The sequence below is a fragment of the Streptomyces laurentii genome (assembly GCF_040635425.1).
Taxonomy (GTDB): domain Bacteria; phylum Actinomycetota; class Actinomycetes; order Streptomycetales; family Streptomycetaceae; genus Streptomyces; species Streptomyces laurentii.
The window spans coordinates 63329-89376 of sequence record NZ_JBEYHT010000012.1; the positions used below are offsets into that span (position 1 = coordinate 63329).

At 71.3% G+C, this 26048-nt stretch carries 31 protein-coding genes and 1 tRNA gene; 3 read left to right on the forward strand and 29 right to left on the reverse strand.

Features of this window, described 5'->3' with window-relative positions; genetic code table 11:
• Positions 1-34: 34 nt before the first annotated feature.
• From ABZ693_RS10635 to ABZ693_RS10675, 9 genes are all read right to left on the reverse strand, one after another.
• A complete protein-coding gene (locus tag ABZ693_RS10635; protein ID WP_359875426.1) occupies positions 35-466 on the reverse strand; it encodes a GNAT family N-acetyltransferase in 432 nt (143 codons plus the stop codon).
• On the reverse strand, positions 463-1140 hold the full coding sequence (locus tag ABZ693_RS10640) for a DUF8010 domain-containing protein (RefSeq protein WP_359875427.1): 678 nt from the start codon (positions 1138-1140) through the stop codon (positions 463-465). The genes ABZ693_RS10635 and ABZ693_RS10640 overlap by 4 nt, the downstream gene beginning before the upstream one ends.
• Entirely contained in the window at positions 1137-1571 is a 435-nt protein-coding gene (locus ABZ693_RS10645; RefSeq protein WP_359875428.1) for an acyl-CoA thioesterase, read from the reverse strand. The genes ABZ693_RS10640 and ABZ693_RS10645 overlap by 4 nt, the downstream gene beginning before the upstream one ends.
• Positions 1572-1585: 14 nt before the next feature.
• Entirely contained in the window at positions 1586-3250 is a 1665-nt protein-coding gene (ettA, locus tag ABZ693_RS10650; RefSeq protein WP_359875429.1) for an energy-dependent translational throttle protein EttA, read from the reverse strand.
• Between the two features lie 220 nt (positions 3251-3470).
• The gene (locus ABZ693_RS10655) at positions 3471-4136 is read right to left on the reverse strand and encodes a hypothetical protein (protein WP_359875431.1); all 666 of its coding nucleotides are present in this window, start codon (positions 4134-4136) and stop codon (positions 3471-3473) included.
• A gap of 150 nt (positions 4137-4286) precedes the next feature.
• A complete protein-coding gene (locus ABZ693_RS10660) occupies positions 4287-5708 on the reverse strand; it encodes a Cys-Gln thioester bond-forming surface protein (RefSeq protein ID WP_359875432.1) in 1422 nt (473 codons plus the stop codon).
• A 246-nt stretch (positions 5709-5954) separates the two neighbouring features.
• On the reverse strand, positions 5955-6461 hold the full coding sequence (locus tag ABZ693_RS10665) for a single-stranded DNA-binding protein (protein WP_359875433.1): 507 nt from the start codon (positions 6459-6461) through the stop codon (positions 5955-5957).
• A gap of 195 nt (positions 6462-6656) precedes the next feature.
• Complete coding sequence (locus tag ABZ693_RS10670) at positions 6657-8729, reverse strand: GTPase (RefSeq protein ID WP_435842391.1); 2073 nt, start codon at positions 8727-8729, stop codon at positions 6657-6659.
• 4 nt (positions 8730-8733) lie between these two features.
• Entirely contained in the window at positions 8734-10398 is a 1665-nt protein-coding gene (locus ABZ693_RS10675; protein ID WP_359875530.1) for a dynamin family protein, read from the reverse strand.
• Positions 10399-10660: 262 nt separating this feature from the next.
• On the opposite strand from ABZ693_RS10675, the gene ABZ693_RS10680 reads away from it, so the two are divergent.
• Positions 10661-10733: transfer RNA gene (locus ABZ693_RS10680), tRNA-Arg, on the forward strand.
• A gap of 207 nt (positions 10734-10940) precedes the next feature.
• Here the strand turns inward: ABZ693_RS10680 and ABZ693_RS10685 are convergent.
• From ABZ693_RS10685 to ABZ693_RS10765, 17 genes are all read right to left on the reverse strand, one after another.
• A complete protein-coding gene (locus ABZ693_RS10685) occupies positions 10941-12302 on the reverse strand; it encodes a tyrosine-type recombinase/integrase (RefSeq protein WP_359875434.1) in 1362 nt (453 codons plus the stop codon).
• On the reverse strand, positions 12302-12499 hold the full coding sequence (locus ABZ693_RS10690; protein ID WP_359875435.1) for a helix-turn-helix transcriptional regulator: 198 nt from the start codon (positions 12497-12499) through the stop codon (positions 12302-12304). The genes ABZ693_RS10685 and ABZ693_RS10690 overlap by 1 nt, the downstream gene beginning before the upstream one ends.
• Positions 12500-12602: 103 nt before the next feature.
• Positions 12603-14114 carry a DNA primase family protein gene (locus ABZ693_RS10695; RefSeq protein ID WP_359875436.1) on the reverse strand — a complete coding sequence of 504 codons (1512 nt, stop codon included), beginning with the start codon at positions 14112-14114 and terminating at the stop codon, positions 12603-12605.
• A complete protein-coding gene (locus ABZ693_RS10700; RefSeq protein WP_359875437.1) occupies positions 14111-15010 on the reverse strand; it encodes a DNA primase in 900 nt (299 codons plus the stop codon). The genes ABZ693_RS10695 and ABZ693_RS10700 overlap by 4 nt, the downstream gene beginning before the upstream one ends.
• Before the next feature lie 83 nt (positions 15011-15093).
• Positions 15094-15450 (reverse strand): hypothetical protein, encoded by a 357-nt coding sequence (locus ABZ693_RS10705; protein ID WP_359875438.1) that lies wholly within the window; start codon positions 15448-15450, stop codon positions 15094-15096.
• 9 nt (positions 15451-15459) lie between these two features.
• Positions 15460-15648 carry a hypothetical protein gene (locus ABZ693_RS10710; protein ID WP_359875439.1) on the reverse strand — a complete coding sequence of 63 codons (189 nt, stop codon included), beginning with the start codon at positions 15646-15648 and terminating at the stop codon, positions 15460-15462.
• Between the two features lie 24 nt (positions 15649-15672).
• Positions 15673-15936 carry a hypothetical protein gene (locus ABZ693_RS10715; protein ID WP_359875440.1) on the reverse strand — a complete coding sequence of 88 codons (264 nt, stop codon included), beginning with the start codon at positions 15934-15936 and terminating at the stop codon, positions 15673-15675.
• 151 nt (positions 15937-16087) lie between these two features.
• Positions 16088-18166, reverse strand: coding sequence for a cell division protein FtsK (locus ABZ693_RS10720; protein ID WP_359875441.1), 2079 nt, complete (start codon positions 18164-18166; stop codon positions 16088-16090).
• 88 nt (positions 18167-18254) lie between these two features.
• Positions 18255-18467: a DUF6257 family protein gene (locus tag ABZ693_RS10725; protein ID WP_359875442.1), complete on the reverse strand. Its 213-nt coding sequence runs from the start codon at positions 18465-18467 to the stop codon at positions 18255-18257.
• An 80-nt stretch (positions 18468-18547) separates the two neighbouring features.
• Positions 18548-18742, reverse strand: coding sequence for a hypothetical protein (locus ABZ693_RS10730; RefSeq protein WP_359875443.1), 195 nt, complete (start codon positions 18740-18742; stop codon positions 18548-18550).
• A complete protein-coding gene (locus ABZ693_RS10735; protein ID WP_359875445.1) occupies positions 18742-19134 on the reverse strand; it encodes a DUF6251 family protein in 393 nt (130 codons plus the stop codon). Before ABZ693_RS10735 ends, ABZ693_RS10730 begins: the two co-directional genes overlap by 1 nt.
• Before the next feature lie 138 nt (positions 19135-19272).
• A complete protein-coding gene (locus tag ABZ693_RS10740) occupies positions 19273-19515 on the reverse strand; it encodes a hypothetical protein (RefSeq protein ID WP_359875446.1) in 243 nt (80 codons plus the stop codon).
• The gene (locus ABZ693_RS10745; protein ID WP_359875447.1) at positions 19512-19880 is read right to left on the reverse strand and encodes an RRQRL motif-containing zinc-binding protein; all 369 of its coding nucleotides are present in this window, start codon (positions 19878-19880) and stop codon (positions 19512-19514) included. The genes ABZ693_RS10740 and ABZ693_RS10745 overlap by 4 nt, the downstream gene beginning before the upstream one ends.
• Positions 19877-20743, reverse strand: a complete 867-nt coding sequence (locus tag ABZ693_RS10750; RefSeq protein ID WP_359875449.1) for a protein spdB — start codon at positions 20741-20743, stop codon at positions 19877-19879. The genes ABZ693_RS10745 and ABZ693_RS10750 overlap by 4 nt, the downstream gene beginning before the upstream one ends.
• Positions 20740-21027, reverse strand: coding sequence for a hypothetical protein (locus ABZ693_RS10755; RefSeq protein WP_359875451.1), 288 nt, complete (start codon positions 21025-21027; stop codon positions 20740-20742). Before ABZ693_RS10755 ends, ABZ693_RS10750 begins: the two co-directional genes overlap by 4 nt.
• A complete protein-coding gene (locus tag ABZ693_RS10760; RefSeq protein ID WP_359875453.1) occupies positions 21024-21473 on the reverse strand; it encodes a Pycsar system effector family protein in 450 nt (149 codons plus the stop codon). The genes ABZ693_RS10755 and ABZ693_RS10760 overlap by 4 nt, the downstream gene beginning before the upstream one ends.
• Positions 21470-21739 (reverse strand): DUF6284 family protein, encoded by a 270-nt coding sequence (locus ABZ693_RS10765; RefSeq protein WP_359875455.1) that lies wholly within the window; start codon positions 21737-21739, stop codon positions 21470-21472. Before ABZ693_RS10765 ends, ABZ693_RS10760 begins: the two co-directional genes overlap by 4 nt.
• Before the next feature lie 650 nt (positions 21740-22389).
• Here ABZ693_RS10765 and ABZ693_RS10770 point away from each other — a divergent pair.
• The gene (locus tag ABZ693_RS10770) at positions 22390-23148 is read left to right on the forward strand and encodes a helix-turn-helix transcriptional regulator (protein ID WP_359875457.1); all 759 of its coding nucleotides are present in this window, start codon (positions 22390-22392) and stop codon (positions 23146-23148) included.
• Between the two features lie 2 nt (positions 23149-23150).
• Entirely contained in the window at positions 23151-23624 is a 474-nt protein-coding gene (locus tag ABZ693_RS10775) for an NUDIX domain-containing protein (RefSeq protein WP_359875458.1), read from the forward strand.
• Here ABZ693_RS10775 and ABZ693_RS10780 read toward each other — a convergent pair.
• The 3 genes from ABZ693_RS10780 to ABZ693_RS10790 all read right to left on the reverse strand — a co-directional run bounded on the left by ABZ693_RS10780 (position 23612) and on the right by ABZ693_RS10790 (position 25924).
• The gene (locus tag ABZ693_RS10780) at positions 23612-24184 is read right to left on the reverse strand and encodes an HD domain-containing protein (protein ID WP_359875459.1); all 573 of its coding nucleotides are present in this window, start codon (positions 24182-24184) and stop codon (positions 23612-23614) included. The two genes, ABZ693_RS10775 and ABZ693_RS10780, sit on opposite strands and share 13 nt — an antisense overlap.
• Positions 24184-24645: a GntR family transcriptional regulator gene (locus ABZ693_RS10785; protein ID WP_359875460.1), complete on the reverse strand. Its 462-nt coding sequence runs from the start codon at positions 24643-24645 to the stop codon at positions 24184-24186. The genes ABZ693_RS10780 and ABZ693_RS10785 overlap by 1 nt, the downstream gene beginning before the upstream one ends.
• Before the next feature lie 562 nt (positions 24646-25207).
• A complete protein-coding gene (locus ABZ693_RS10790) occupies positions 25208-25924 on the reverse strand; it encodes a bestrophin-like domain (protein ID WP_494485944.1) in 717 nt (238 codons plus the stop codon).
• Positions 25925-26048: the final 124 nt, after the last annotated feature.

A 26048-nucleotide genomic window follows, 5' to 3' on the forward strand; every position in this document is an offset into this window, starting at 1 on the left:
CTGGTACGCGCCCCCGAGTCGTCTCGGGGGCGTGTCAGGGGCGCAGGGCCAGCAGTCCGGCGTCGGTGGGACGGAAGCCCGCATCCGCGTAGAAGCCGGCGAGGTACGGCTCGTAGTCCACGTGCAGCCAGTGCGCGCCGCGGGCGCGGGCGGCGTCGGCGGCGGCCCGGACGAGCGCGACACCGAGCCCCCGGCGGCGCTCATCGGGGTGGACGGTGGTGTCGAGGACGAAGGCGTGGACGCCGCCGTCGCCGATCACGTTGACGTATCCGACGAGCCGGCCGGCCCGGCGGGCGGTGACGTGCAGCAGCCGGCGGGCCAGGACCGGCGCGAAGTCGGTGTCCCGGTGGCCGGGCCAGGAGGCGTGGAACAGCGTGTTCAGCTCGTCGCCGGTGAGCGCGGCGTCGACCGCGAGGACCGGCGCGGAGGCCTCGGGGGCCTCCGTACCGGAGCCTCGGTCGCTCATCGGGCGTCGCCCGGGGTGACGGTCAGCGCCGTCGGGACGTCGCGCAGGGCGACCGACCCGTACGGGGTGCGCAGCCGCAGCCACGGACCGGCGGCGTACAGGGCCACCGGCAGTTCCTCGTCGGGGACGGGCGGCAGGAAGCCCAGGGACTGCGCGGCGTGCGCGGCACGCAACGGCAGGCCGGTCCCGGCGAAGGTGCGGGACCAGATCTCGCGGCCGATGCGGTCGCGTTCGGCGCGGGTGCGCCGTTCCTCGGGCAGGGCCTCGTCGCGGGACCGGAACTCGGCCACCGCCGCGCCCACCGCGCCGCGCAGCTCGGCGAGGGACGGCAGTCCCCCGACCCGCTGCCAGCCGGTACGGGGCGGCAGCACCCCGGCCCAGGGCGGGCCGGTGACGGCGGCCGGCACCAGTGCCTTGCCGGCCGACTCCTCGACGCCTTCGAGGAGTTCGCCCGCGGAGACGGTCACGTCCAGGCCGACGGAGTCGGCCAGGCGCGCCGTACGGATGGCGATCACCTCGAACGACGGCGGCCGGCCGAACACGGCGACCGCGCCCCCGCCTGCCTGGAGACGGACGGCGGCGGCGCGGTCGTAGTGCAGCAGCCGGCGCAGGAAGGCGGCGAGGCCCGCCGCCTCCCTGGGGTCGGCGAAGTGCAGTGGCGCGGACACGGTCATGCGGCGGAGGCCCGGGAGGTCATCCCGTCGTCCATGTACTCCTTGAGGAACGACTTCTCCTCGTCGCTGATGCGACGCGGACGCTGCTCCTCCAGGTTGTACGGCACCACGACCGTGGACGCCCGCACGTACGTGACGTCGGGGTCCTTGATCTCGTACGCGATCGTCAGCGACGCCGCGCCGATCCTGGTGACCCAGGACTCGACGGTGACCGGCTCGTGGCGGTGCGTCAGGGGCCGTACGTAGTCGATCTCGTGCCGGGCCACGACGGACCCGCCGGAGAAGGACGGGCTCCCGTCCCCCGGCGCCAGCCGGAACATGAAGTCGATCCGGGCCTCCTCCAGATAACGGAGGAAGACCACGTTGTTGACGTGCCCGAAGGCGTCCATGTCCGACCAGCGGAGGGGACAGGAGTAGATGTGCCTCGCCATGGGAGTCGCCGGCCTCAGCCTCGGGTCAGCTTCTTGTGCGTGGCACGGTGCGGACGGGCGGCGTCCGCACCGAGCCGCTCGACCTTGTTCTTCTCGTACGACTCGAAGTTGCCCTCGAACCAGAACCACTTGGAGTCGCCCTCGTACGCCAGGATGTGGGTGGCGACTCGGTCGAGGAACCAGCGGTCGTGGGAGACGACCACGGCGCAGCCGGGGAAGTCGAGGAGCGCGTTCTCGAGCGAGGACAGGGTCTCGACGTCGAGGTCGTTGGTCGGCTCGTCGAGGAGCAGCAGGTTGCCGCCCTGCTTGAGGGTGAGCGCCAGGTTGAGGCGGTTGCGCTCACCGCCGGAGAGCACGCCGGCCGGCTTCTGCTGGTCCGGGCCCTTGAAGCCGAACGCGGAGACGTAGGCGCGGGACGGCATCTCGACCTGGCCGACGTTGATGTAGTCGAGGCCGTCGGACACGACCTCCCACAGCGTCTTCTTCGGGTCGATGTTGGCGCGGCCCTGGTCGACGTACGAGATCTTGACGGTCTCGCCGACCTTGATGTCGCCGGAGTCCGGGGTCTCCAGACCCTGGAGCATCTTGAAGAGCGTGGTCTTGCCGGCGCCGTTCGGGCCGATCACGCCGACGATGCCGTTACGGGGCAGGGTGAAGGAGAGGTCGTCGACCAGGACCTTCTCGCCGAAGGCCTTGTTGAGGTTCTCGACCTCGACGACGATGCTGCCGAGCCGCGGGCCCGGCGGGATCTGGATCTCCTCGAAGTCCAGCTTCCGCATCTTGTCGGCCTCGGCGGCCATCTCCTCGTAGCGGGCGAGGCGGGCCTTCGACTTGGCCTGGCGGCCCTTGGCGTTGGAGCGGACCCACTCCAGCTCTTCCTTGAGGCGCTTGGCGCGCTTCGCGTCCTTCTGGCCCTCGACCTTGAGGCGGGAGGCCTTGTTCTCCAGGTACGTGGAGTAGTTGCCCTCGTAGGGGATCGCGCGGCCGCGGTCGAGCTCGAGGATCCACTCGGCGACGTTGTCGAGGAAGTACCGGTCGTGGGTGATGGCCACGACGGTGCCCTTGTACTTGGCCAGGTGCTGCTCCAGCCAGTTCACCGACTCGGCGTCGAGGTGGTTGGTGGGCTCGTCGAGGAGCAGCAGGTCGGGGGCCTCCAGGAGCAGCTTGCAGAGCGCCACACGGCGCTTCTCGCCACCGGAGAGGTTGGTGACCTGCCAGTCGCCGGGCGGGCAGCCCAGCGCGTCCATGGCCTGCTCCAGCTGGGCGTCCAGGTCCCACGCCTCGGCGTGGTCCAGGTCCTCTTGGAGCTTGCCCATCTCGTCCATGAGCTCGTCGGTGTAGTTCGTCGCCATTTCCTCGGCGATCGCGTTGAACCGGTCGAGCTTGCCCTTGATCACGGCGACGCCGTCCTGGACGTTCTCCAGGACGCTCTTCGACTCGTCGAGCTTGGGCTCCTGCATGAGGATGCCGACCGAGTAGCCCGGCGACAGGAACGCGTCACCGTTGGAGGGCTGCTCGAGACCGGCCATGATCTTCAGCACGGTGGACTTACCGGCACCGTTCGGGCCGACCACACCGATCTTCGCACCGGGCAGGAAGCTCAGCGTCACGTCATCGAGGATGACCTTGTCGCCGTGCGCCTTGCGCGTCTTGCGCATGGTGTAGATGTACTCAGCCAAGAGAAACCGTCCGGCAAGGAGTGAGTGGGCAGATGGAGTCCATCTTGCCTGACCGAGGGCCGTCGGCGGAAACCACATCCGCCGGGGCCGCCTGAGCTGCGCCTTCTCCGGGTCCGGCGGGTAGCCGGCCGGACACCGTGCGTCATACGGGTGCACACGGACGGGTTACCCGTGACTCGGCTCACGCGCGCCGCGCTCCTGTCATCAGGGCCGCTTCACGTCATCCGGGCCGCTTCACGTCCTCGATGTCCGCGTCGGCGGAGACGCCGAACGCCGTGATCGCCGTCGTGCCGCCCTTCACGCTGCCCGACAGGCACAGCGGGTCCTCGAAGAGGCGCAGATCGAGGACGAAGCGCGTCGTCCCGTCCGTGCGCTCCAGGCCGCGGATGCGCCCGTCGATGTAGCCGAGCTTGTTCAGCGCGGCTCCGACCCGCGCGGGCGTGGGGTCGGGGAGCGCGTCCAGCTCCTTGGTGATGCGCCGGACGTGCAGCCGGGCCTCGCACCGCTGGGCGGGGTCCAGCTCCACCGTGGACGCGGGACGCGCGGAGGGCGTGGCGGGCGCGGGCGGCCCGGGGGGACGCTCGTCGGTCGGCAGCGGCCCGCCCGGGGTCCGTGCGGGCTCCTCCCCCGGGGACGCGGGCGGCTCCGGGGGCTCCGTGGGGAAGTCCGGGTAGCACGGCTGTCCCACGGCGATCCTCATCTTCATGAACTCCACCTCGGGATCCGTCGCGGGAGGCACGGCGGCGGGCGTGGCCCGGACGCCGCCGGCCCCGCTCCCCGGCGCCGCCCCTCCCCCCTTTCCGGTGTTCTCGGTTCCGCAGGCGACGAGCGTCCCCAGGGAGAGGGCGGTCGCGGCGGCCAAGACGGCGATGCGTGTGAGGGTCATGCGCTCAGTCTCGAAAACGCGTCCGATCCCGCGCATGAGCACGCGTACTCATCCCCACCGGCCCCGCGTACCCATGCGCGGGCACCGGGAGACGGCGAACGGCCCCGGTGCGCGGGATGCGCACCGGGGCCGTTCACTCAAGGGGCTGCCTTACTGGCCGGCCGCCTTCTTCTTGCGGAGGAAGAACATCGCCCCGCCGCCGACGACGACGAGCGCGGCGGCGATGCCGGCGATCACCGGGGTGGCGCTGGAGCCACCGGTCTCGGCGAGGTCGCCGCCACCGGTGTTGGTGCCCGGGGTGTTACCGCCGGTGGTGGTGCCACCGGGGGCCGGGGTGGTCTCGGACGGCGTCGGGCCGGGGGTGGTCTCGGACGGCGTCGGGCCGGGGGTGGCCGTCTTGCAGTCCAGGACGCCCTCGACGACCTTCTCGAAGCCGTTCGGGCCGGTGATGGTGAACTTGTACGCCTCGTCCTCGGCGACCGGGACGGTGAACGTCTCGGACTTGCCCGCGGCGACGGTGTGCTTCTCGCCCTTCAGGTCGAAGGTCCAGTCCTCGTCGCCCTTGTTGGAGGCGACGATGTCCAGGCCACCCTTGGCGCAGTTCTTCACGGCCGTGACGGAGGGCAGCGCGCCCTGCTTCGCCCAGGTCGCGGTCGCCTTGGCGGTGACGGTGGAGGTGCTGGTGCCGGCCAGGATGAGGGTCTGGCTCTTGACCTTCTTGCTGACGAACGCGCGGCCGATCGGCACGGTGGTGTTGGCCTGGACGTTCAGCTCGGCGCTGCCGTCGGCGGTGCCGGCCGGGACGCCGAAGTAGATCTTGCTCTCGCCCTTGGAGACGGAGGTGATCGCCTTGCCGTCCTTGTCGACGATCTGCACACCGGCCGGGGCACCCGGCGCGAGGGAGACCGCGGCGGTGTCGGCGTTGGTGTCGACCGTGATCGGGCCGAGACGCTCGCCCGCCTTGCCGGCGACGGAGGACGGGGACAGGCTGAGCGACGCCTTCGGCTCGGCGAGGTTGGTCGCCTTGGCCTCCAGGTAGTCGGTCAGCTTGGCCGCCTCGGCGTTGACCGGGGTGGCGTCGACCTTGTCGGAGAAGTGCCAGATCGCGGCCTGGGTGGCGGCGGCGGCGGTCTTCGGGGTGAGCCCCTTGGCGCCGGCCTTGCGGGCCAGCTCGCCGAGGTCGTTCACCTGCGGGTAGGAGTTCTGCAGGATCCAGCGGATCTTGCCGGCGTCCGCGTTGTTGTGGAGGGACGACTGGTCCCAGCCGACCTCCTCGTAGTCCTGGCCCTTGAGGGCGCTGGTGTGGAAATCGATGCAGTAGGTCTGGATGGACCCCCCGGACTTCACGTCCATCTCGAAGAGACCGGCGGAGTACTTCCGCTCACTGCCCTTGATGGTGACCGTGTCGAAGATCTTCAGGTCGCCGAGCGTCGCCGTGGCACCACCGATGCCCTGGTTGCCCTCGTCCGCCGCCGCCGGTCCCGCGACGGCTATCGCGCCCGCGGCGACCAGGCCCGAGACCATGGCCGCGGCGGCAAGGCGGGCAACGCCGCGCCTGCGTACAGAAAACATGGAATTCCCCTCCGGACAGGCTGCTCCGCGTCGTCGAACGCGACGCGTGGGGGGAGCGCCTGCCTGCAGACTCACTGACCCACGGGAAGCAAACGCCTCATGAGTACCCAGAATCCTAGGGAGCGGGAAGCCCTGGATATCCCTCCGTGCGGTCTGATAACCATTCCGACTCGAAATCGTTATCAGAGCCTGTGAGTTGAGGCGGATCCGCAGGTCGCGGTATCGACAAATCCTCATAACGGAAGGTCAGGAGGCGGCCACCAGCGGTGGGTCGGCCGGGGTCCGCCAGGGGTCCGGCACAGGATCGGACACTCCGTCAAGAGTCTTGTCGGGTACGGCCGCGGGCCGGGGTACCCCCTTCCGCTCGTCCGGCGGAGCGGCGCCCGCGGCCCCCGTCCGGACCGCCCGGCGGAACGCCGCCGTCCCCCGGGTCAGATCGTGGCCCACCGCCGTCGCGTCCACGTCCACGAACGTCTTGCGCCGCCCGTCGTGCTCCTCCTCACGCACCCTCAACCGCCCGTGCACCACCAAGGGTTCCCCCACCGACACCGAGGCCGCCAGGTTCACCGCCAGCGTGCGCCACGCGGACACCGTGTAGAAGCTGGTCGGCCCGTCCACCCAGGCCGCCCGCTCACGGTCCCAGCGACGGGCCGTCGCCGCGAACCGGAACCGGGCCATCCCGCCCGTCACCGTGTCCCGGTACTCCACGTTCGTCGCCACGTTGCCGACCAGGGTCACCGTCGTCTCGTTCATCTGCCGCCGTCTTCCGTCCCGTTCGGGCCCTCACGGCGAGGGCCCGCGCTCGGAACCCATACTGGCCCTCTTCCGAAAATTCCGCCCAAACCTGTGGACAGGGGGGCAGTTGTGGAAAACCCCGTCACCGAAGTGGGTGACGGGGTCCGGGGAGAGAAGGGGACGAACGCGGTCAGAACAGACCAGGACGCGGGCTCATCTGGCCCGCGCGGCACCCGCCCGCGTCGGCCCGAACCGGGTGCCCCGCGCGACGCCGCCGAACGCCGCCCCGCCGCCCCCGTGCCGCGGTCCCGCCCCCATGCCGATACCCATGGCCCGGCCGCCGACCCGCCCGGCACCCGAGGCCGTCCCGTACTGCTCGCGCACCTCCCGGTACCGCATGAGTTCCGCCGCGACCGGGTCGAGCACCCGCGCCCGGCCGCAGGCCGCCGCCGCCTCCCGCAGCCGCCGCTCGGCCTCCTGCCCGTACCGCCGCGCCGGGCCCCGTACCGCCGCCGCGCACGCCCACTCCACCAGCGGGCCGCCGACGATCCCCGCGAGCATGATCAGGGCGGGCAGCAGCAGCCCCGGGGTCAGCACCCCGGCGATCTGCCCGATCAGCCACAGCGCGCCGAAGATCTGCAACAGCGTCATCGTCACCTGGCCGAACACCGCCGCCGGCCACCACGCGGGCCGCGGCGGGCGGGCCGCCGGGTCGCCCATGGTCACCGTGAGTTCGTCGAGCGCCTCCGGCAGCCCCTCGGCCCCGCGCGCCGCCGCCTCCCGCACCGCCTGCGCCCAGGGCCCGGGCAGCCCGCGCGCGGCCTCGTCGGAGACCGCCCGCACGGCCTGCTCGACGCGCTGGCGGGCGGTCAGCTCGTCCTCGACCGGGCTGGTCAGACGCGTGTCGGTGGTGCCGTGCGCGCGGACCGACTCGTACCAGCGGTACAGCCGCAGCCACGGCGTCCCGCAGGCCTTGATGGCGGTCCGCCGCCAGACCCGCTCGGCCGCCTCCCCGGCCGCCCGCGCGCCGACCGCACCCGCGAGCCGGTCGGCGAACTCCTCCCGGGCCCGCTCGCCGAGCCCGGGCCGCCCGTCCGCCACGTACACCGGACGCAGCCGCGCGGCGGCCGCGTCGACGTCGGCGGCGAGCCGCCGCTCGGGCGCGGTCCGCTCCTGGACGAACCGGCCCAGCAGCTCGCGGAACTCCCCGACGCCCGCGCCGGTCAGCGCCGACAGGGACAGCACCGTGGCGCCCGGCTCGCCGTGCTCGCCCAGCGCCATGCCGTCGTCGTCGAGCAGCCGCCGCAGATCGTCGAGGACGAGATCGGCGGCCTCGGTGCCGAGCCGGTCGATCTGGTTGAGGACGACGAAGGTCACCTCGGCGTGCCCGGAGAGCGGCCGCAGATAGCGCTCGTGCAGGGCGGCGTCCGCGTACTTCTCCGGGTCGACCACCCAGATCACCGCGTCGACGAGGCCGAGCAGCCGGTCCACCTGGTCGCGGTGGGCGGTGACCGCCGAGTCGTGGTCGGGCAGGTCGAGGAGGACGAGCCCCTGGAGATCGCTGTCGCCGGTGCCGCCCGCGAGCGGCCGGCGCCGCTGCCGACCGGGGATGCCGAGTCGGTCGAGCAGCCCGGCGGCCCCCTCCGACCAGCACAGCGCGAGCGGCGCGGAGGTGGTGGGACGGCGCAGGCCGGTCTCGGCGACGGGGACGCCGGCGAGCGCGTTGAACAGCGTCGACTTGCCGCTGCCGGTGGCACCGGCGATGGCGACCACGGTGTGCCGGGACGACAGCCGCTGCCGGGCGGCCGCCTCGTCGAGGACCCGGCCGGCCTCGGCGAGGACCTCGCTCTCGACACGGGTCCGGGACAGGCCGACGAGTTCGTGGAGCGCGTCGAGGCGGACGCGCAGGGCGCCTCCGTAGGTGCCGCCGAGGGCGGGCAGGGCGTCGTCCTCGGGGGCGGACTCGGGCGCGGGCGCGGCCTCCGCCGCGTCCGGGTCGTCGCTCCGGGGCGGGGCGGGGGCGCGGTCGGCGGCGCGGCGGGCGATCAGGCCGTCGTCCCAGCGGGGGTCGGGCCGGACGGCGTCGAGGTCGGGGTCGGCCGCCTCGGGTGTGTCACGTGCGGGGGGTCCGGTCTCCTCGGCCGCGGGCTCGGCCGGCGTCCGCGCGACGGCGGAGTCCTCGGGGCCGGCCGCCTCCTCCGTCCGCTCCTTGCTCCAGTCGTCCGCGCCTTTCGCGCCTTTCGCGTCCTTCGCGTCCTTCGCGTCCATGCCCATGTCGACGTCCACGGCGTCACTTCTCCTTCTGCAGTACGGAGAGCGCGGCGATCAGTTCGGCCTGCGGCTCGGGGGTCACGTCGAGGGCGTCGAGGGGCGCGAGGCACCGGTCGCGTTCGGTGTGCAGGGCGCGGTCCAGGTACGCGGCGGCCAGCTCGGCGCCCTTGTCGCGCAGCCGCAGGGCCCCCTGGGCGCCGAGGAGTTCGGCCAGCCGGTCGCCGGCGGCCCGGGTGCGCCGGCCGCCGAGGAGGACGGCGGCGAGGAGCGCGGTGAGGGTCTCGCTGTCGGGGGCGGCGGGCGCGGGCGTACGACGGGCAGCGCGGGCGGTGCGGCCGGTGCGGGCCGTACGGACGGTGGCGGGGCGCTCCATCTCCCGGACCTCCTCCTCGACCATCTCCTCCAGGACCCGCCGCCAGCGCCGTACGGTCATGGCGACCCGCTCGCCGGAGTCCGGGTCGGCGCCGAACCGGCCCGGGCGGCCGTACGGGGCGAGGGCGCCGGCGGCCGGCTCGCGGCGCCAGGCGTCGCGGACCCGCTCGTCGGCGGCGGCGACGGCGCACTGCACGAGCGCGGCGAGGGACTCCACGAGGGCGTCGAGGAGCTCGCCGGCGGAACTGTCGCGGGGGTAGCCACGCCAGCGCGTCCGGGCGTCCCCGGCGAGGGCGGCGCCGCGGCGCACCTGCTCGCGCAGCCGCCGCCCCTGTTCCTGGTACGCCGCCTCGACGGTGCCCCCGAGCCGTACCGCCGCCGCGTACTGCGCCGCCACGGCCCCGGCCAGCTCCGGCATGCGGGTGTCGAGCGAGTCGAGCACCCCGGCGGCGGTCCGGCCGACGGCCTGCTGGCGGGCGGCCGGGTCCTGGGCGCAGTGGGCGAGCCAGCCGCGCAGCGGGGCGACGGCGTTGTCGGGCAGCAGTCCGCTGCCGCCGCCGGTGGACTCGGGCAGCTCGGGGATGGTGAACCGGGGCAGGTCGCCGAATCCGGCCTTGTCGAGCAGCGCTTCGTACTGCCGGGAGACCTCGCCGATGACCTGGTGGGGAACGCGGTCGAGGACGGTGACGAGGGTCGCGTCGTACTCCTTGGCGGTCCGCAGCAGATGCCACGGCACGGCGTCGGCGTACCGGCTCGCGGTGGTGACCATGACCCAGATGTCGGCGGCGCAGATCAACTCCGCGGCGAGGAGGCAGTTCTCGACGACGAGCGAGTCGATGTCGGGCGCGTCGAGGAGCGCGAGCCCGCGCGGCAGGGTGGCGGAGGTCTCGACGCGCAGGGAGTTGTCCTCGGCGGGCTCCTCGGCGTGGTCGTCGTCCTGCTGGGGCAGCCAGACCCGGGTGAGCTGGGGCAGGACGCGCATACCGGCGAACCAGTGGTGGTCCTCGGGGTGGCAGACGAGGACGGGGGTACGGGTGGTGGGGCGCAGCACCCCGGCCTCGCTCACGCGGCGCCCGACGAGCGAGTTGACCAGCGTCGACTTCCCGGCCCCGGTGGAGCCGCCGACGACCGCGAGCAGCGGCGCGTCGGGATCTTTCAGGCGGGGCACCAGATAGTCGTCGAGCTGTGCGAGCAGCTCGGCCCGGGTCTGCCGGGCCCGGGGCGCGCCGGGGAGCGGAAGGGGGAGACGCACGGCGGCGACACGGTCGCGCAGGGCGGAGAGTGCGTCGATGAGCTGGGGCCGTTCGTCCAAGGTCACCACATGCGAAGAATGCCCAATTTGGGAGCCTTTTTGAAGCGTATGGCGGCCCTGCGCGCCGACCGAACGGATGTAGCCGGGAACGTCAGGCATAACGACTGCACAACACCCGGCCCGCGTGGCGCAAAAAGCGCTGCGTGAATCGCACCTGCCTGCGATTATCGGACCGCTTCACCGAACCTCCACATCGTGCCACGCAGGTGAAGCAGCCGGGCCAGGGCCACGGGACCCCTATCCTTGACCCCGGCCGCAACCGGCCCCCGTAGCTCAGTGGATAGAGCAGGTGCCTTCTAAGCACTTGGCCGCAGGTTCGAGTCCTGCCGGGGGCGCACGACGAAGACCCTCCTTCGGGAGGGTCTTTTTGCTGGTCAACGGCGGTTTGCGTGATCGCCCCAGCCCGCCGGACACTGCCCCAGAGAGCTGGGGAGGTGTCCGGCGGTGTCCGGCTGTCACCGGGTTTCTGCAGGTGGCCACGGAGAATACGCGGAGAAATTTTCCGGGACCCCCCGTCCTGGCCGGATCCCTGGCTCGCGCGACTACTCGATGCGCTTCTTCAAGTCGTCGAGCTGCCCGTTGATACAGCGGGCGTACGTGGTCAGCAGGACGGGGACGCTGTTGCCCGCCCACTCGGCCACCGTCGCGGGCGGGATGCCGGCGTTGAGCCAGTTCGTCAGGCAGGTGTGGCGGAGGTCGTACACGCGACGACCGAGGGGGGTGCCGAACTCGTAGGAGGTGAGCACTTCCTTCCGCGCCCGGCGCCACGCTCGCCTGATCACTGACCCGGCGAGGTCTCCGCCCTTCTCCCCCTGCATCAGGAGATCGCCGGGCTTCAGCCCCTCCTTCTCGATGTGGGCGCGGAGAATCCGCGTCAGGGAGGGGCGACAGGGCACCGTACGGGTGTCGTCCGCAGCCCGGCCCTTGAGCCCGCGCTCCTCGCGCACCTCACCCGTGTCCGTCCACTGCTTGCCGACCTCGGGGTGGGCGATGTGGAGCAGCAGCTCCCCCCACTGATCCTCCGCGTCCGGGGCGGGCAGGCGCACGTCCCCGACGTCGATGGCCACGACCTCCTCGGGCCGGGCCCCGGCGTAGTACATCGTGGCGAAGAAGGCGTGCAGCCGCCGACCGCCCCGCGGTCGCGCGTAGACCCACCCGAGCAGTCCGGCGGCCTGCTCGTTGTTGAGCAGCGATCGTTTGTCGATGGCGGACGACGTCTTGGCCGCCGTGGTGTTGGTGCCCTTGCCCTTCGGGAGCGGGTTCTCCTTCAGCACCTTCTTCTTGAGGGCGTACTCGAAGAGGACGTTCAGGACTCGCTTGGTCCGCCGGGCCGAGCTGGCGGCCACTGGCGTGCCGTCCAGCTTCGTCCCGGCCGCGCGCAGCGCCGTCTCCACCGTGCTCTCGTCCTCCCAGGCGGACATGGGGAGCGAGTTCCGCTGCACCCATCGAAGGATCACTGCGACCTCCGGCGGGGCCTCGTCCCGCCGGAGCGTGTTGAAGGCGTACTCGCGCAGGGCCCGACGCACGTCGACTCCCTTGAACGCCGTCGGCTGAGAGCGGAGCAGGGCGATCGTGACGGGCGTGAGCGCCTTTGCCACATTCCGTCGATTGTTCGCGGATGTCCGCCCCCAGAGCTGGTCAGCGAACTGGATCGCGAAGTCGTACCACGCCACGCCAGCGGCGCGAGACGCGTACGAGACCGGCAGCCCGGTGGAGAGGCTGAACGCCTCCCCCTTGCTGGCGGCGGACACCAGTCCCGAGCGGAAGGAGTCCGCGAGAGCTACCTTGCTGAACGGCTTCCGCCACTCCTCACCCTTCAGCAACCAGCGGACCGTGTACGTGGTCTTCTTCTTGCCCACGTACACGGTGGTCTTCCAGAACTTCACGTCGTACGTCGTATCCATCAAGCAGCGTCCTCGTGGTCACACAGCCAGAGGTCAAGGTCGGACCGGCGCACCCGGAGGTCACCGTTCGGAAGCTTGATGCAGCGGGGGGCCCGCTGCTTCTGGCGCCATTCGTAGAAGGTGGAGCGGGAGATACCGAGTTCGTCGCACAGCTCGGGGACGGTGAGCATCGCGCGGGTCTTGGGCGTGCTGGCCATCGGAGCCTCCTCCGGCAAAGTTGGAGTGACATTGCTCTGAGTCGCGACTCATCGCGACTCAGAGCGGTAGTGACGGGGTTTGAGTCGCGATGAGTCGCGACTCTCAGGAATGTGGCGCCGGGGGATTGAGCGTGATTCCGGCGTACGTGGCGACCTGCCGGCCGTAGGCGTCGCGGGGGCGGGTGCGGTGGAGCTGGGGGACGACGGACAGGAGGTTGCGGCCGAAGAGCTGCTTGGTGCCGAGGGACTTCATGCCGTTGTCCTCGGCCCACTCCTTCCAGGCAGCCCACAGGGCGTCTACGGGGACTTCGCACGTGGGGCCGGTGGTGCAGCGCTCGCGGACGAACGCGCTTGTGGGGCTGGCGGTGTCCTGCATCATCGTGACCGCGTCCCGGGAAGATGCCGGTGCGGTGATCCGGCCGGTGCGTTCCAGGCGGGCGAGACCGTCGAGGGCCCAGTTGATGATGCCGGGCATCTCGGCGATGAGCCGGTCGAGGAGGGTGGGATCTTCCTTGCCGAGCCAGGAGCGGGTGGTGTTCAGGACGATGAACCGGTTCGCGATGACGCCGCTGCTGTCGCCGAAGTTCGGCAGCTCGTTGGTCAGGATCATCAGCCGGGTGGGCAGCTTGCCCGTCCAGGGCTCGCGGTACTTGCGGTCGATGTCGATGGTGTCCTCGCCGGAGATGGTGAGCAGCCGCTCGACCACGGCCACGTTGCTCTCGTTGCCCAGCCGGGCGTCGGAAATGATGGCGAGGGGCTTGCCGATGAGGGTGGAGAGACCGAAGTTCGTGCCGAGCCCGGCGAGGGTGGGCCCGGCCAGGTTCTCCTTGCTGACCAGCTCCTTCAGCACTCGGGCGATCGTGCCCTTCCCGGAGCGGGAGGGGCCTTTCATGAGCAGGATCTTCTGCTGGTCGGTCCGGCCGGACAGGACGTAGCCGAACCACTCCTGAAGGGCGGCGACGGGCTCGGGGTCGTCCGGCCAGATGTCCCGGAGGAACGTCTCCCACTCCGGGGCGGTGGCCTCGGGGTCGTAGTCGAAGGGGACGGCGGCGAGGTTGAAGAAGCTGGGGTTGTGCGGCAGCAGCTCCCGGTCCCGGATCCGCAGCAGCCCGTTGCGGCAGGCGACGATCGGGCTGGTGTCGTGCCGTCCGCGTTCGCCGTCGATCCAGTCCGGGGCGTCGATGTCGCTGGACAGCAGCGTGATGCCGTACATCGCGTCCAGCAGATTGCTGATCTTCGTCTTGGTCGGTGCCCACTCCCGGACGTCGGGGAAGCCGTTCTTGTCCTCCCCGGCCACGAACGTGGCGTGCTCCAGGCGTCGGTAGAGCCCGGCGCGCATCTCGGCCTCGTCGTACTCGCGCCAGCAGGTTCCAGTCCAGCGCATCCACATGCCGTGCCAGCGACGCAGCCGCAGTCGGCCGTCCTCGGTGTGCCAGTCGGGCACGATCCGGCGGGCCACGGCCATGGGGTTGGACGGCGAGGGCAGCTCGTTCGAGGGGGTCATCTGGTGGTCCTCCTCGATCGGGTGCGGGTCAGGGCTAGAAGGGACGCCTTCGGCGACGCCCTTCGGGGCGCCTACCGCCGTCGCCCGCGGCTGCTGGTCTGCGGCAGTCACGTCGTGGCTCCCAGGGCGAGGCCGCGTGTGACGGCCCGGCGGGCGTAGGGCTCGGGGACGCCGACGGAGACGGCCGCGTCGACAAGGTCTTCGCCGAGGGCGTCGAGCCCGCACGGCCCGGGGCAGGCGGTGTGCTGCTTGGCGAGGAACGCGGCGGCCCCGTACGCGGCCGTCCCAGCGCCCTGATCGGGGCGGCCCTTGACGTGGCTGACCCCGCGCGCCGCGCCGGTGCGGACGAACCGCTCGGTGTGGCGGCACCCGGTGGCCACGCTCCGGTCCCACCGGGCACGGGTCACAGACGAAGAGTCCACCGCCTCGCCCGGGCGGGTGGACTCTTCCTTCACGATGAGGGCGAGGACGGCCGGCGGCAGAACCTCGATCGATCCGGTGCCAGGACCGAGCCACCGGGCGTACGCCATGAGGGACTTGATGTCGACTCCGGGCCGTACGTGGTTGGAGGAGCGCATCGTTCCCCGGTAGATCCAGTGCTCTCCGCGCGTCGTGGTCACGGTCGTCGTGGGCGGCAGCGTGTGGCGGGCCCAGTCGACGGCGTCCGCGTCGTCCAGGTCGACCACGGTCACCCCCGCGCCGCCCGGGTGGTAGCCGACGACTCCCGCGTCGCGCCAAGCGGCCGCCCACGCGGCCGAGGTGATGACGGCCGGGTCGGTGGTGGCGGCGGCCCAGGCGTGGCAGGGCAGCGGGCAGACGCAGGGCCCGGGGGTCTTCATGTTCGGGCGCCCACCGCACCGGGGCGGTGTTCCGGCGCAGTCGAGGCAGTTGCCGACCGGGCCCTTCCCCGCCCGCAGCGGCAGCACCGGCAGGGAGCCCGCGGTAAGGGACAGCGCGGTGGCGATCAGGTGCCGGCCGTCTCGCCGGATGAGGGTCGGTTGGGTCATGCTGGGTTCTCCAGTTCTCTTGAGGGTGCTGGGAGGCGAGGGCGGCCCCGGACTTTGGCGAGACGGGGGCCGCCCTCGGTATGTCAGGCGGCGAACAGGGCAACGTCGCCTTCGTCGTCCGGGCTGAGGGGTCGTGGGGTAGCGGTGCGGGCCGGGCGCGCCAGGATCGGCGTGGTGGGGCCGTCGTTGTGGAAGCGGGTGGTGCCGATGTCCTGCTGGGGGCGGGCCGGGTCGGTCTTGTCCGGCGGGCGGTAGAGCCGCGGCGCGTCCGGGTGGGCGTGGTTCCACTCCTCCGCACACACCTTGTGGACGGGCTCTCCGTCGTGGGACCGCATCGGGGTCGGCCGGCCACACAGGCAGCAGGGCCGGTCCCGGCGGCGGTCGAAGTGCGAGTTGTCGCCCCAGTCGAGGACGGGGATGGGGGCGGGGGTCGCGTCCATCCCGGCCCGCTACAGGTTGGGGATGGCGGCGATGACGGCGTTGGCGAGGTTGTTTACCGGTCCGGCGGCGCCGGTGGAGGCGAGGAAGAAGCCGAACATGACGGCGATGAAGGCGGAGCCGTAGCCGAGGCTGTTGGAGCGCAGGAGGAAGAACAGGACGAGCCCGAAGACGGCGACGAGCGAGACGGTTATGACCATGAGCTGTCTCCCTGGGGTGGCGGGTCAGGATGAGGTGGGGCGCTGGGCGCGGGTGCCGTCGCGGTGGATGGCGCGGCTGTGGTTGTGCAGGCGGCGTCCGACGCGCAGTCGCTTGCCGCGTCCCTTGCAGCGGCGGCAGATCTTGTCGCGCTTGGGGCGGTTCTTGCGGTCGAGGACGACCTTGTGGCCGATGCCGCGGCACTTGCGGCAGTTGGCGAACGGCGACGCCATACACAACAGTGCGTAACCGGAGAGGGTGAGCAGGGCGAGGAGGCTAGCGAGGGCCATGGAGGGGTCGCATCCCTTCGATGAGGCGGGTTCCGGGGGGTTTCGCAGGTGGGCCGCTAGACGCTAGTTCGCTGGCCAGGGGCCCTATTTGGTGCTAGCGGGGGTGCTAGACCTAGCAGGCGCGGGTGCTAGGCCTAGCGGTGCTGCTGGGTCAGGCCGCGTCCCGTTCTGCCTTACGCTTCGTGACGGCGGCGGCGATGTCGGTGCGGTCGATACCGCGCCGGTTGGCGCCCTTACCGTCGTCGGTGGTGCCCCAGACCTGGCCCGGCTTGATGCCGTGGGGCTTGAGGGCGGCGGTGACGTTCTCGCCCTTCCAGCCGGTGTAGGCGTCGGGCCGCAGAGCGGCGAGGCGGCTGGCGAGGCGCTCGCACCACACGGCCTTCTCGTCCTCGGCGATGACGTCGAGGAGGTCGGCGAGGACGTCGGTCCCGGCGGTCTTGTCGGGGCCCTTACCGATCGCGTGGCCGGTGATGTTGCCGTAGTCATCCCGGGCCTTGCGGGCGCGGGCGACGACCTGCTCGGCGGCGACGGCGTCGACGAACGCGGAGGCGACGATGCGGGGGTCGTCGCCCTCGCCGGCCATCCAGCAGATGCCCCGGTCGGAGCGGGAGAACATCGTGGCCCGGTAGCCGGACTTGTACATCGAGGTGCCCAGCACCATGTCGTTGGCGGGCTGGCCCATGACCTTCAGGCAGAACCTGAGGACGGCGTTGGCGGAGATGCCGGTGGGCAGCGACTTGGCGTCGGGGCGCTGGGTACCGAAGAGGGTCACGATGCCGAGGGCGGGGCCGCGCTTGACCAGGTCGGTGCAGATGGCCTCGATCTCGGCGCCGTACTCGTTGTGCTCGAAGGGGATCTGGCACTCGTCGAACCCGACGACGATCGGGTGCAGCCCGAGACTCTTGTCGCCCGCCAGCTCGGGGGTGACCTTCGACTCCGGGCAGCGCGAGCGCGGCAGGGACTTGATGACCTTCGCCCTGCGCCGCAGCTCTTCCTTCAGCTCGCGCAGGGAGGCGACGACGTATTCGATGTCGTCGTCTTCCTCGCCGGCGCGGTAGCGGTGGCAGACCGGCTCCAGCGCGCCGAAGTCGCCGGTGCCCTTGAAGTCGAACGCGTGGATCTCGGCGCGCGGGTCGAGGGCGGCGATCAGCAGGAGCAGCCGCATCAGGAACGTCTTGCCCATACGGGGCACGGAGCCGACGACGACGGCCGCGAACATGAGTGTGACCGCGACGTCCCGCATACGTTGGTCGTTGCCGAACACGACCGGCTTGAACAGGTCGACCGTGCCGGTCTTCAGCAGCGGCCAGGCGGGCTTACTGGTTTCGTTCATCGGCTTGTCCCCGACCCACAGCACCAGCCGTCCCTCGTGCTCGGTCGGGTCGGGCGAGGGCCACACACAGCCGGTCTTGCGCCGCAGGCCGGACGCCAGCGGCTTGCGGGCGTCCATGATGTCCTCGGGCGTCACGCCGTAGGGGAGGTCGAGGTCGGCGCGGTAGCCGGGCCCGTCGCGCACGATCTCGGAGACGAACCGCAGCCCGTTCATGTCGCCGCCCTTCTTGATGGCGGCGGAGATCTTCGCGTTGCCGATCGAGTCCAGGCCCCGCAGCACGATCGACCCGGTGAGCTTTTGCACCTCGGTCTTCAGCACCGCAGGGCCCACGACGGGAGCGTCGGGCTGCTGGCCGGCCACACCGAGGAGCAGCACCCCGCCCGCGGCGAACACGTACAAGAACGCGGGGGCCACGACGTACAGCCACAGCGCGAACCCGACGCCGAATACGGCGGCGACGAGGGTGACCAGGCCGCGCAGCCGGACGCGTCCGGCCCGCAGCCGGGACAGGCGCATGTACTCCTCGACGTCCTCGCTGCGGACTGCGAAGTCCCGCAGCGGCGCGGCCTCGCGGTCCCACACCCACCGGTTGGTGGAGACGACGAACCGGCACGCGCCACGCGGCGACATCATCGCGAGCCGTCCGGCATACACCGGGATCCGCACCCCGTGGTAGAGGGCGGCGTAGCCGATGTTCGCGCCGGTGTGGCGGGCGGTCGCGGCGAGGTCGCGCCGGTTCGTGAGCCATCCGGCGAGGACCGGCTTGCGCTTTTCGACCGTGACCTTCGGGTCGGGCAGGTTCGGGTTGTCCACCGCCACCGGGGCGGCGGGCGTCTCGTCGTCGTGGTCGAGGTCGGGCACCGGCCGCAGATGCGCGCCGGTCAGGGTCTCCGTCATGCTGGGTGTCTCCTGCCGCTCGAAAGAGGGGTGGGATGGCCTGGGGCGGCCGGTGTGCTTGGCGGCTGTCGACCGCCCCGGGGCGCAGCTACTTCTTGGGCTGCTTGGCGTTCTTCTCGGCGCGGGTGCGGGCGCCGTCGATGAGGCGCTCGATCTTGCGTTCCAGGTCGCCCTGGTAGACGGTGTCGCCCGCGAGACCACGCTTGGCCATCCGGGCGATATACCAGGTGATCTTTGTGGCCTCGCCGGCGGTGAGCGGGGGGTGCTGAGAGTCGGACTCGGGGGTCTTCTTGGCGGCCACGACGCGGTCCCTTCCGGGGCCGGGACTGTCCCGGCTCCCCGCCCACCCCCGGCGTGAGGCCGGGGGTGGACAGGCAGTCGTCAGTCCTGCGGGGTGAAGTCGATCGAGTCGGCCAGGATCCGCATCGCGACGTGCTGCCCGTCGGCACCGGCCTCGGCGACGAGCCGGTCGGCGGGGCGCTGGTTGCCGCGGGCGAGCGCGCGGCCTGCGGCGGCGATCTCCTCCCGGGCGGGCGTACGCGGCTCGGACGGGGTCTTGCGGCTGAACAGGCCCATCACTTCCCCCTCTTACGGCCACGGCGGGTCTTGGCGAGGGCGGTGGCGGCCTGCTGGCCTTCCTTGCCGCCGATGCTGCGGACGACGGTGACCACGCCCCAGGACAGGACGGCGGCGAGGAACGCGAGCAACGCGAGGTTCGCGGCGATCGCGGTCAGCGCGCCGACGAGCAGGGGGCCGAAGTAGACGCCGGCGGCGACGGCGCCGCCGCCGATGCCGGAGCCGAGCGCGATCCGCTGGACCGTGCGGTCCGGCGGGGCCTGGTGGATGTGCTGGTGGACCACCTGCGGGGCCGGTGCGGGCTGGATCGGGGAGGGGAGGTGGTCGGCGTAGGCGTAAGTGCCGTCCGGGAGCTGCACCACCTGGACGGGCTCGGGGAGGTTGCGGGACACGGTTCACGTCCTTCCTGGCCGCTCCCAGCCGGGAGCGTTCGATGTGCGTGGTGGGGGTGAGTGCCCCGGGCCGGATCCGATCCGGCGCCCTCACGGCGTCCTGCCGGGGCTGCAAGCCGGTCCTGAACTCCTATGCCGCTAGAGGTTGTTGGGCTCCAGGGCGAAGAACAGGACCGTGAACCGGGACAGACCCCAGTGCTCACCAACCTGCTCGCGCAGGGTCGTGTAGGTCTGCATCCGGGTGTGGACCCCGGGGACGACCGGGACGGTGCCGTCCTGGGTGACCATCCGACCGTCGTCGGTCTGGATGGTCAGGATGAAGTGGTGCGGAACCGGAGCGTGCATCGCGGACGGGGCGGTCGTGTTCGTGGTGGTCGTCATGACTGGGTCTCCTTGCCGCCTGAGCAGGCGATGGTCTGGGGGTCGGTGTCCGCGCACGGGGCGCACATGCCGAGCGAGCGGGGGATGCAGTAGCCGCGGTCCTGCCGACATTCGGGGCAGGTGCGGCGGGCGGTCATGGCCTTGTCGAGCGCCGCACGGCGGCCCGGAGTCATCGGGCGGACCGGCAGCGCCTGGTCGATCCGGTAGAGGTAGGCGACCAGCGGGCCGCGCCGCCGGCGGGGCCGTTCGAGCTGGGCGACGACGTCCTGACCGCCGGGCCGAAGCCCTTGGGCGCGGAGCTGGCGGCGGGTGGCCAGTCCGTCCGGGGCGAGTCGCCACCGATAGACGGGCAGCGTCGCCGTCATGCGGCCACGCGCTTCCACGCGGCCCGCAGGCGGACTTCGGAGGCGGAGTGGCCGGCGGCCCGGAAGCGTCGGGCCATCTCCCGGTACGGCAGCTCGGGGGTCTCGCTGAGCCGGATCTCGTCGACCAGCGCGTCCAGTTCCGCGTCGGTGATCGCGGGTGCTTCCAGGGCCGGAATCGGCTCGGAAGGGCCCCAGACGGGCAGTTCCCAGCGGGGTGTGACGCCGGGTGTGACGTCGGGTGTGACGCGGCTCGTCACGCTGCTCAGAGCCCTGCTGGTGTCTTCTCCCGCCCTGACTCTCTCCAGCGTTGACCACGCTGCTGAAAGGGTCTGGGCGGTCTTCGCTTGGACGTGTGCGACGCGGGCTCCGGCCTGCGTCACGGCTGTCAGCCGGGTCTCCTCGGTGGTGGCGTCGGCCCGCAGCCGGGCGCGGGCTACCCCGGCTTCGTCGCGGGCTTCCTGCTGGATGCTGCGGATGGCGTCCAGCGCGGTCGTGGTGAGCGCGGTGCGCTCCCATAGGCCGTGCACCAGCCACAGGGCTTTGGCCGCGAGGGGCAGCCACGCCACGGCCAGCCACGCGCCCGCGTCGTCGCCGGAGCCGAGCGCGTGGGCGACCAGGACGCCGGTCGCGAGGAGCCCGAAGGACCAGCCGACCACCGTGACGGGGGTCGAGTGGTCGCCCTGGGCGGCGAGACGCCGCTCGTAGGCGAGGGTGGCCAGCCAGCCGCCGTCGATACCGAGACCGACGACCAGCGCGACGAACCCCGGCACCACCTCACCGAGCCACAACATGACCACGGCCAGCGTGAGGACCATCGAGACGGCCGTCATACCAACGGCCGGCAGCACGGTCTTCGCCTTCACACCACACCCCCCTTCCGCCCCGACGGGACGTAGGCGGTGTAGGTGAGGGGGAACCGGGCCGTGTGCCGGCGGAGCCAGGCGGCATCCGACTCCAGGTCCGGGTAATCCGGATACTGGAGGACACCCCTCAGTGCGATGGCGACGAACTGCGCGCGGCGCTCCAGCAGCCGGTAGCGGGCGTGCTCGTCGGCCGGGTCGATCGACGGAATCGGCAGATCCAGGGCCTCCACGATCGCAGACAGCAGTTCCGCAACGTCGGCCGGAAGAGTGACGCGCTCGCTCATGCGGCACCCCCTGCGGTGAGCAGGGCGGCGATGATGAGCACGGCACCGCCGGCCATGGTGAGGTCGACCGCCCGGCGCAGCGCGGTGAACTTCGTGACCGCGACCCTGGACAGTCCGGCGACGTCGGCCGCGAGGTCGCGGGCGACGGCCGGGCCGATCTCGTCGGGGTCGAGCGTGGCCCACAGCGGGAAGCCGTGCCGGCCGCCGAGGTTCGGGCGGACCGAGCGCAGCAGCAGAGCGACCGCGCTGAGCATCTGCCCCAGGCCCGCCGCGCCGACGATGATCGCGGGCGCGTTGAGCGGCAGATCGCGGGCGAACGACCACGTTCCGGCCAGCACCGCGCCGACGAACGCCAGCAGCAGCCCGGTCTTGGTGTCCGTCCGCGCGATCTCCGCCTTCACCTCGGCGTGCGCGGCCAGCAGGTCCCGTCCGACGGTGACGCTCATGCGGCACCGCCCAGCGGGGCGAGACCGGCGGCGCGGTTCGTGAGGTTGCGGCGCTCGGCCAGGACCCGCTTCCGGGCCCGGCGGATGCGCTGCTCGTCCAGCTCGGTGGCCGGACGGTCCAGGGTCAGAATCTGGGCGTCGAGCAGGTCGACCTCCGCCAGGATCAGCGGCATCTCCTGCTCGATCGCGTCCAGCTCCGCCGTCGACGGCTTACCGTCGAACGGGGCGGCCGTAACGGCCGCCTGAAGTGCAGCGATGAACTGCATTGGGTCGTGCTCCCTTCTCAGAGGAACGGCCCGAAACGAACCCCCGGAGGTGCAACTCCGGGGGTTCTCGCCGTTGGAACCAGGAATCCGGCTCCCCTCGACCCCGCCCGTACGACCCTGAAGGGCCGGACGGGCGGAGGAGGCAACCGGCCGCGACCGATCCGGTCGCGGAGGTAGGGAAGTGCTCTGGGCCCCAGCGGGGCCCGCGATGTTTGCCCTTGTCTCGCCGCACGTACGAATCGCTTGTCCGCCCGGTAGGGGCGGCATGGGAGAAGGTGCTTGCTGCTCACGTATGCGGCAGGGCCTGCGGCTTGTCGCAGATGCCTGTCGTTCTGTGTCCACTGTTCAGTTCTCAAGTCAGCAGTCGCTTCCATCGAGTCCCTTTCGAGGACCCTCCGGGCGCTGAGAACGGCCACGTGGGCGCTCTCGACCGATCGGTTCCGTCCCCGGACCGATGCGGTACCTCTATTACAGGTACTGCTTCGACTTTCGTCAAGCTTGCCGAGGGAACCTCTCGGGTTCGCGCCCGGAATTTCCTGGCGCAACATCAGAATCGCCGCAGGCCAGGGGCGTTGTTCACCCCTTCGATGGACAGCCCAAGGACATCTGGCTACCGTCAAGAGCTCCCAAGACGTCCCTCGGGGGTGGAGATGTCCAACGAGCGCCTACGCTCAGCCCTGTTGGCGCGCGGCGCCTCGGTCCAAGATCTGGCTGACGCCATCGAGGTCAGCCCAAAGACGGTGGAACGCTGGATCACCCAGGGGAAGGTGCCGTACCGGCGGCACCAGTACGCCACCGCCGCGTTCCTCCGAGTCGACGTGACGACCCTCTGGGACGACTTGCGCGCGGTGGAGACCGCCACGGATCTCGGCAAGGCGGAGATCGTGACCGTGTACCCGCACCGTCACATGGTCCCGACCGGCCTGTGGCGCGAGATGTACGAGAGGGCGGAGAAGCATCTGGACGTCCTCGTGTACGCGGGCCTGTGGCTGTCCGAGGACCCCGCGTTCCACTCCATCCTCAAGTCCAAGGTTGAGGGAACCGCGCAGGTCCGCGTCCTGCTAGGGGACCCCGCGTGCCCCGCAGTCCAGCAGCGCGGAATCGACGAGGGGCACCGCGTCATGGACGGGAAGATCAGGAACGCGCTGGTCAACTACCAGCCGCTGTTCCGCAGCCACCCTGAGATCGGGTTCCGGCTGCACGACACCACGCTCTACAACTCGCTCTTCCGTGCCGACGACGAGATGTTGGTGAACACACACGCGTACGGCATCGGGGCCTACATGGCGCCGGTCTTCCATCTGCGGCGCCTCCCTGGAGGCGGTCTCTTCGACACGTACGCGAATAGCATCGAGCAGACCTGGGGCGGCGCCCGCCAGGTCTTGGACCACGACATCACAGGAGCCTGACCATGGGACGTATCGACTACCTCCACGATCCCGATGCCCCGCCGGCCAACTCCGTGGTGCCGTCCGTCGTGGCGTTCGTCCAGGACGGACAGGGCCGTGTCTTGATGATCCAGCGCTCCGACAACGGCCGGTGGGCACTGCCCGGCGGCGGGCACGACGCAGGGGAGTCCATCAGCGACACCGTGGTCCGTGAGGTCTGGGAAGAGACCGGGATAAACGCCGAGGTCGTCGACGTGTCCGGGATCTACACCGACCCCGGACACGTGATGGCATACGACGACGGAGAGGTGCGGCAGCAGTTCTCCATCTGCTTCCGCGCTCGCCCGACCGGCGGAGAGGTGCGGACGAGCAGCGAGACGACACAGGTCCGCTGGGTCGCCCCGGCGGACCTGGTCGAGCTCGACGTCCACCCCACGATGCGGCTCCGGATAGAGCACGCGATGGACCGGACGCGGACGGCCCCCTACATCGGCTGACGCCGCGCCGCAGCGACTCGCTCAAGGACCCGGGCCGTGCATTCCAGGATCTCCGGCTCGGCGCGGCGAATAAACCGGCCGATCAGACTGTCCGCGCCGTACCGGCCGGAGATCTCGTTGATGCGGTCTACCGGATTCGTGGGTACGCCGTCCGGGGTGGTGGTCATGTCACAGAAGCACAGCGCGTCGTCGAGATGAGGAAGGTCCCTGGGGAACTCGCTCTCCAAGTCTTCCTTGAGGCCGCGCGCCTCGGCCTCCATCCAGGCGCAGGAGTGATGCGCTACGAGACGCACGATCCGGTCATCGGCCCGCGCGACGTCGCGCAGATACCGGGCACCGTCCAGCGGGTGGAAGCCGGTCTCGACCACGTCCGGCGAGTACCCGATGTCGTGGAGTACAGCGGCCGCCTCTAGCAGCTCGGCGTCCTCGCCAAGGATGGGCGCGATGATCCGCGCCCGCTCGGCCACTCCCTGGGAGTGTGCCCACCGGCGCGGCAGCGGCCCGGCGAGCAGCGACTCGGCAAGGGGGTGGGCCCATTCGGCCAGTGTCGTGACGGTCACTACGACTGCTCCTCTCGGCCCGGCAGGGCCAGTACGGTGCGCTGCTTGCCCTGTCGGCTCTCTGAGAGCAGGCCGGATGCCTCCAGCTTGTCCAGGGCCTTGGCGACGGTCGGCCGGGAGGCCCCGAACCGGTCCGCCAGCTTCGACGTGCTGGGGAAGTCGTCTCCGACCTTCAGCTCGTCCACACGGAAGACGTCCGTGATCCGCTCGACCAACGGCCGGCGGTCGCGTTGCTCGCCATCCCGCACTACTCGCCACCGGCCGCCCCGAACCTCCTCGGCTCGTCCCTCCTCCTTGAGCACCTTGAAGGCCCGAACCGCGACTCCGCGCGAGACGCCATGTGCGGCCATCAGCTCAGCGAGTGTCGGCAGTTCCGTCATCCCCGAGTCGGCGTCCATCTGCGCCTTCACCGCCTCGGCGACTCTCAGGTACGTACCCCGAGGGCTGGCATGCTGCGGCACCCCGTGTCTCCTCTGTCTCCGTCGTGATCTAGCCTCGCGTGTCTCCATCCTCCTCCACTTCATCAGGGGTGTGTGTGGCCCGCCCCGCCCGGTCGTGCGCGGCCTCGGAGGCAGCCCACCGCAGTCGGTCCCGGGCCGCCGGAACGGTCCCCTCCGGTGAATACGCGAGAAAATCCCGAGGAGGGGGCTCCTCTAGGCACAAAAACGCCAGGTCAGCGGCCTAACGGCCGCGATACGGACAGGTCTCTTCTAAGCACTTGGCCGCAGGTTCGAGTCCTGCCGGGGGCGCACGACGAAGACCCTCCTTCGGGAGGGTCTTTTCGCTGCTCCGGGGCGGTTTCGGGTGGAAGCGTCCCGGGTCGGGCGCACCTGCGGGATCGGCCGGGCGCGCCCGGCCGGGGCTGGCTTGAACCGGGTTCCCGCGGGTGGCCACGGAGAATAAGCGGTGACTTTTTCGGCCGCCTTCCGGGGTGTGGCGTTGCACCGCTCCCGTCTCCATCGATCCCTCGCTTCGGCCCGGGTGGGCGCTCGTCGACACGCCAGGCGTAAGGAGCCGGGGCCGTCAGGCGGTGCGGCGGTTGCCCCGGTCGTCGCAGGGGAGGGCGACCGTCGGGTGGTGCGCGTGGAGGTCGCGGATGGCCTGCTGTTCCACCTCGGCGATCGCGGTCGGGCCCACGTCGACGATGCCGCCGAAGGGACGGTCGACGTCCCGGATGATGACCAGCGTCGTGGTGAGCAGCGAGGTGATCACGGTGAGGGTGACGATCTGGCCGCGGTTGTTCCTGCGCGGCAGGCAGAAGCCGAGCGCCACCACCGTGATGACCAGGGTCACGAGCAGGAACAGGAAGATGGCGCCGGCGATGCTCGGGCTCGCCTGGGCCAGGCGCTCGTCGCGCGCGACGGAGCGGTCGTTGTCCGCCGAGACCAGCATGCCGAAGACCGGCTGGCCCTGCACCTGGCGGAAGGCCTGCCGGAAGTCGGTGGACCACACGCTGGGCACCGGGAATCCGTCGCCGTTCCCCTCGGCCATGAGCGGCCATTCCTGGACGCGGACGGCGCGGGCGCAGCAGATCGCGTCGGCCTCGATCCGCGCCCGCGGAGCGCCCGGGGGAGGTACCCGGCGGTCTCCACCAGCTGGTCCACGGCGCGGGCCTCGCTGTTCGCGGAGATACCCGCGATCAGCGCCGGTGCGGCGATGACGATGACGAGGAGCATGGGCGGTCACCTCCGAGGACGGGTGAGGAGTCCCTCTGCCGCGGGACGGGCGGGGGCAGAGCATCGCGATCCTGCCGCGCGAGCCGCCCCGCCTCCGGGTGGAAACGGCGTCGTTCCCGAACGGACGGCACCGGCTTCCACCAGAAGGACGCGTCCGCCGCCGGGTTCACCCGGCCCGGGACCCACGC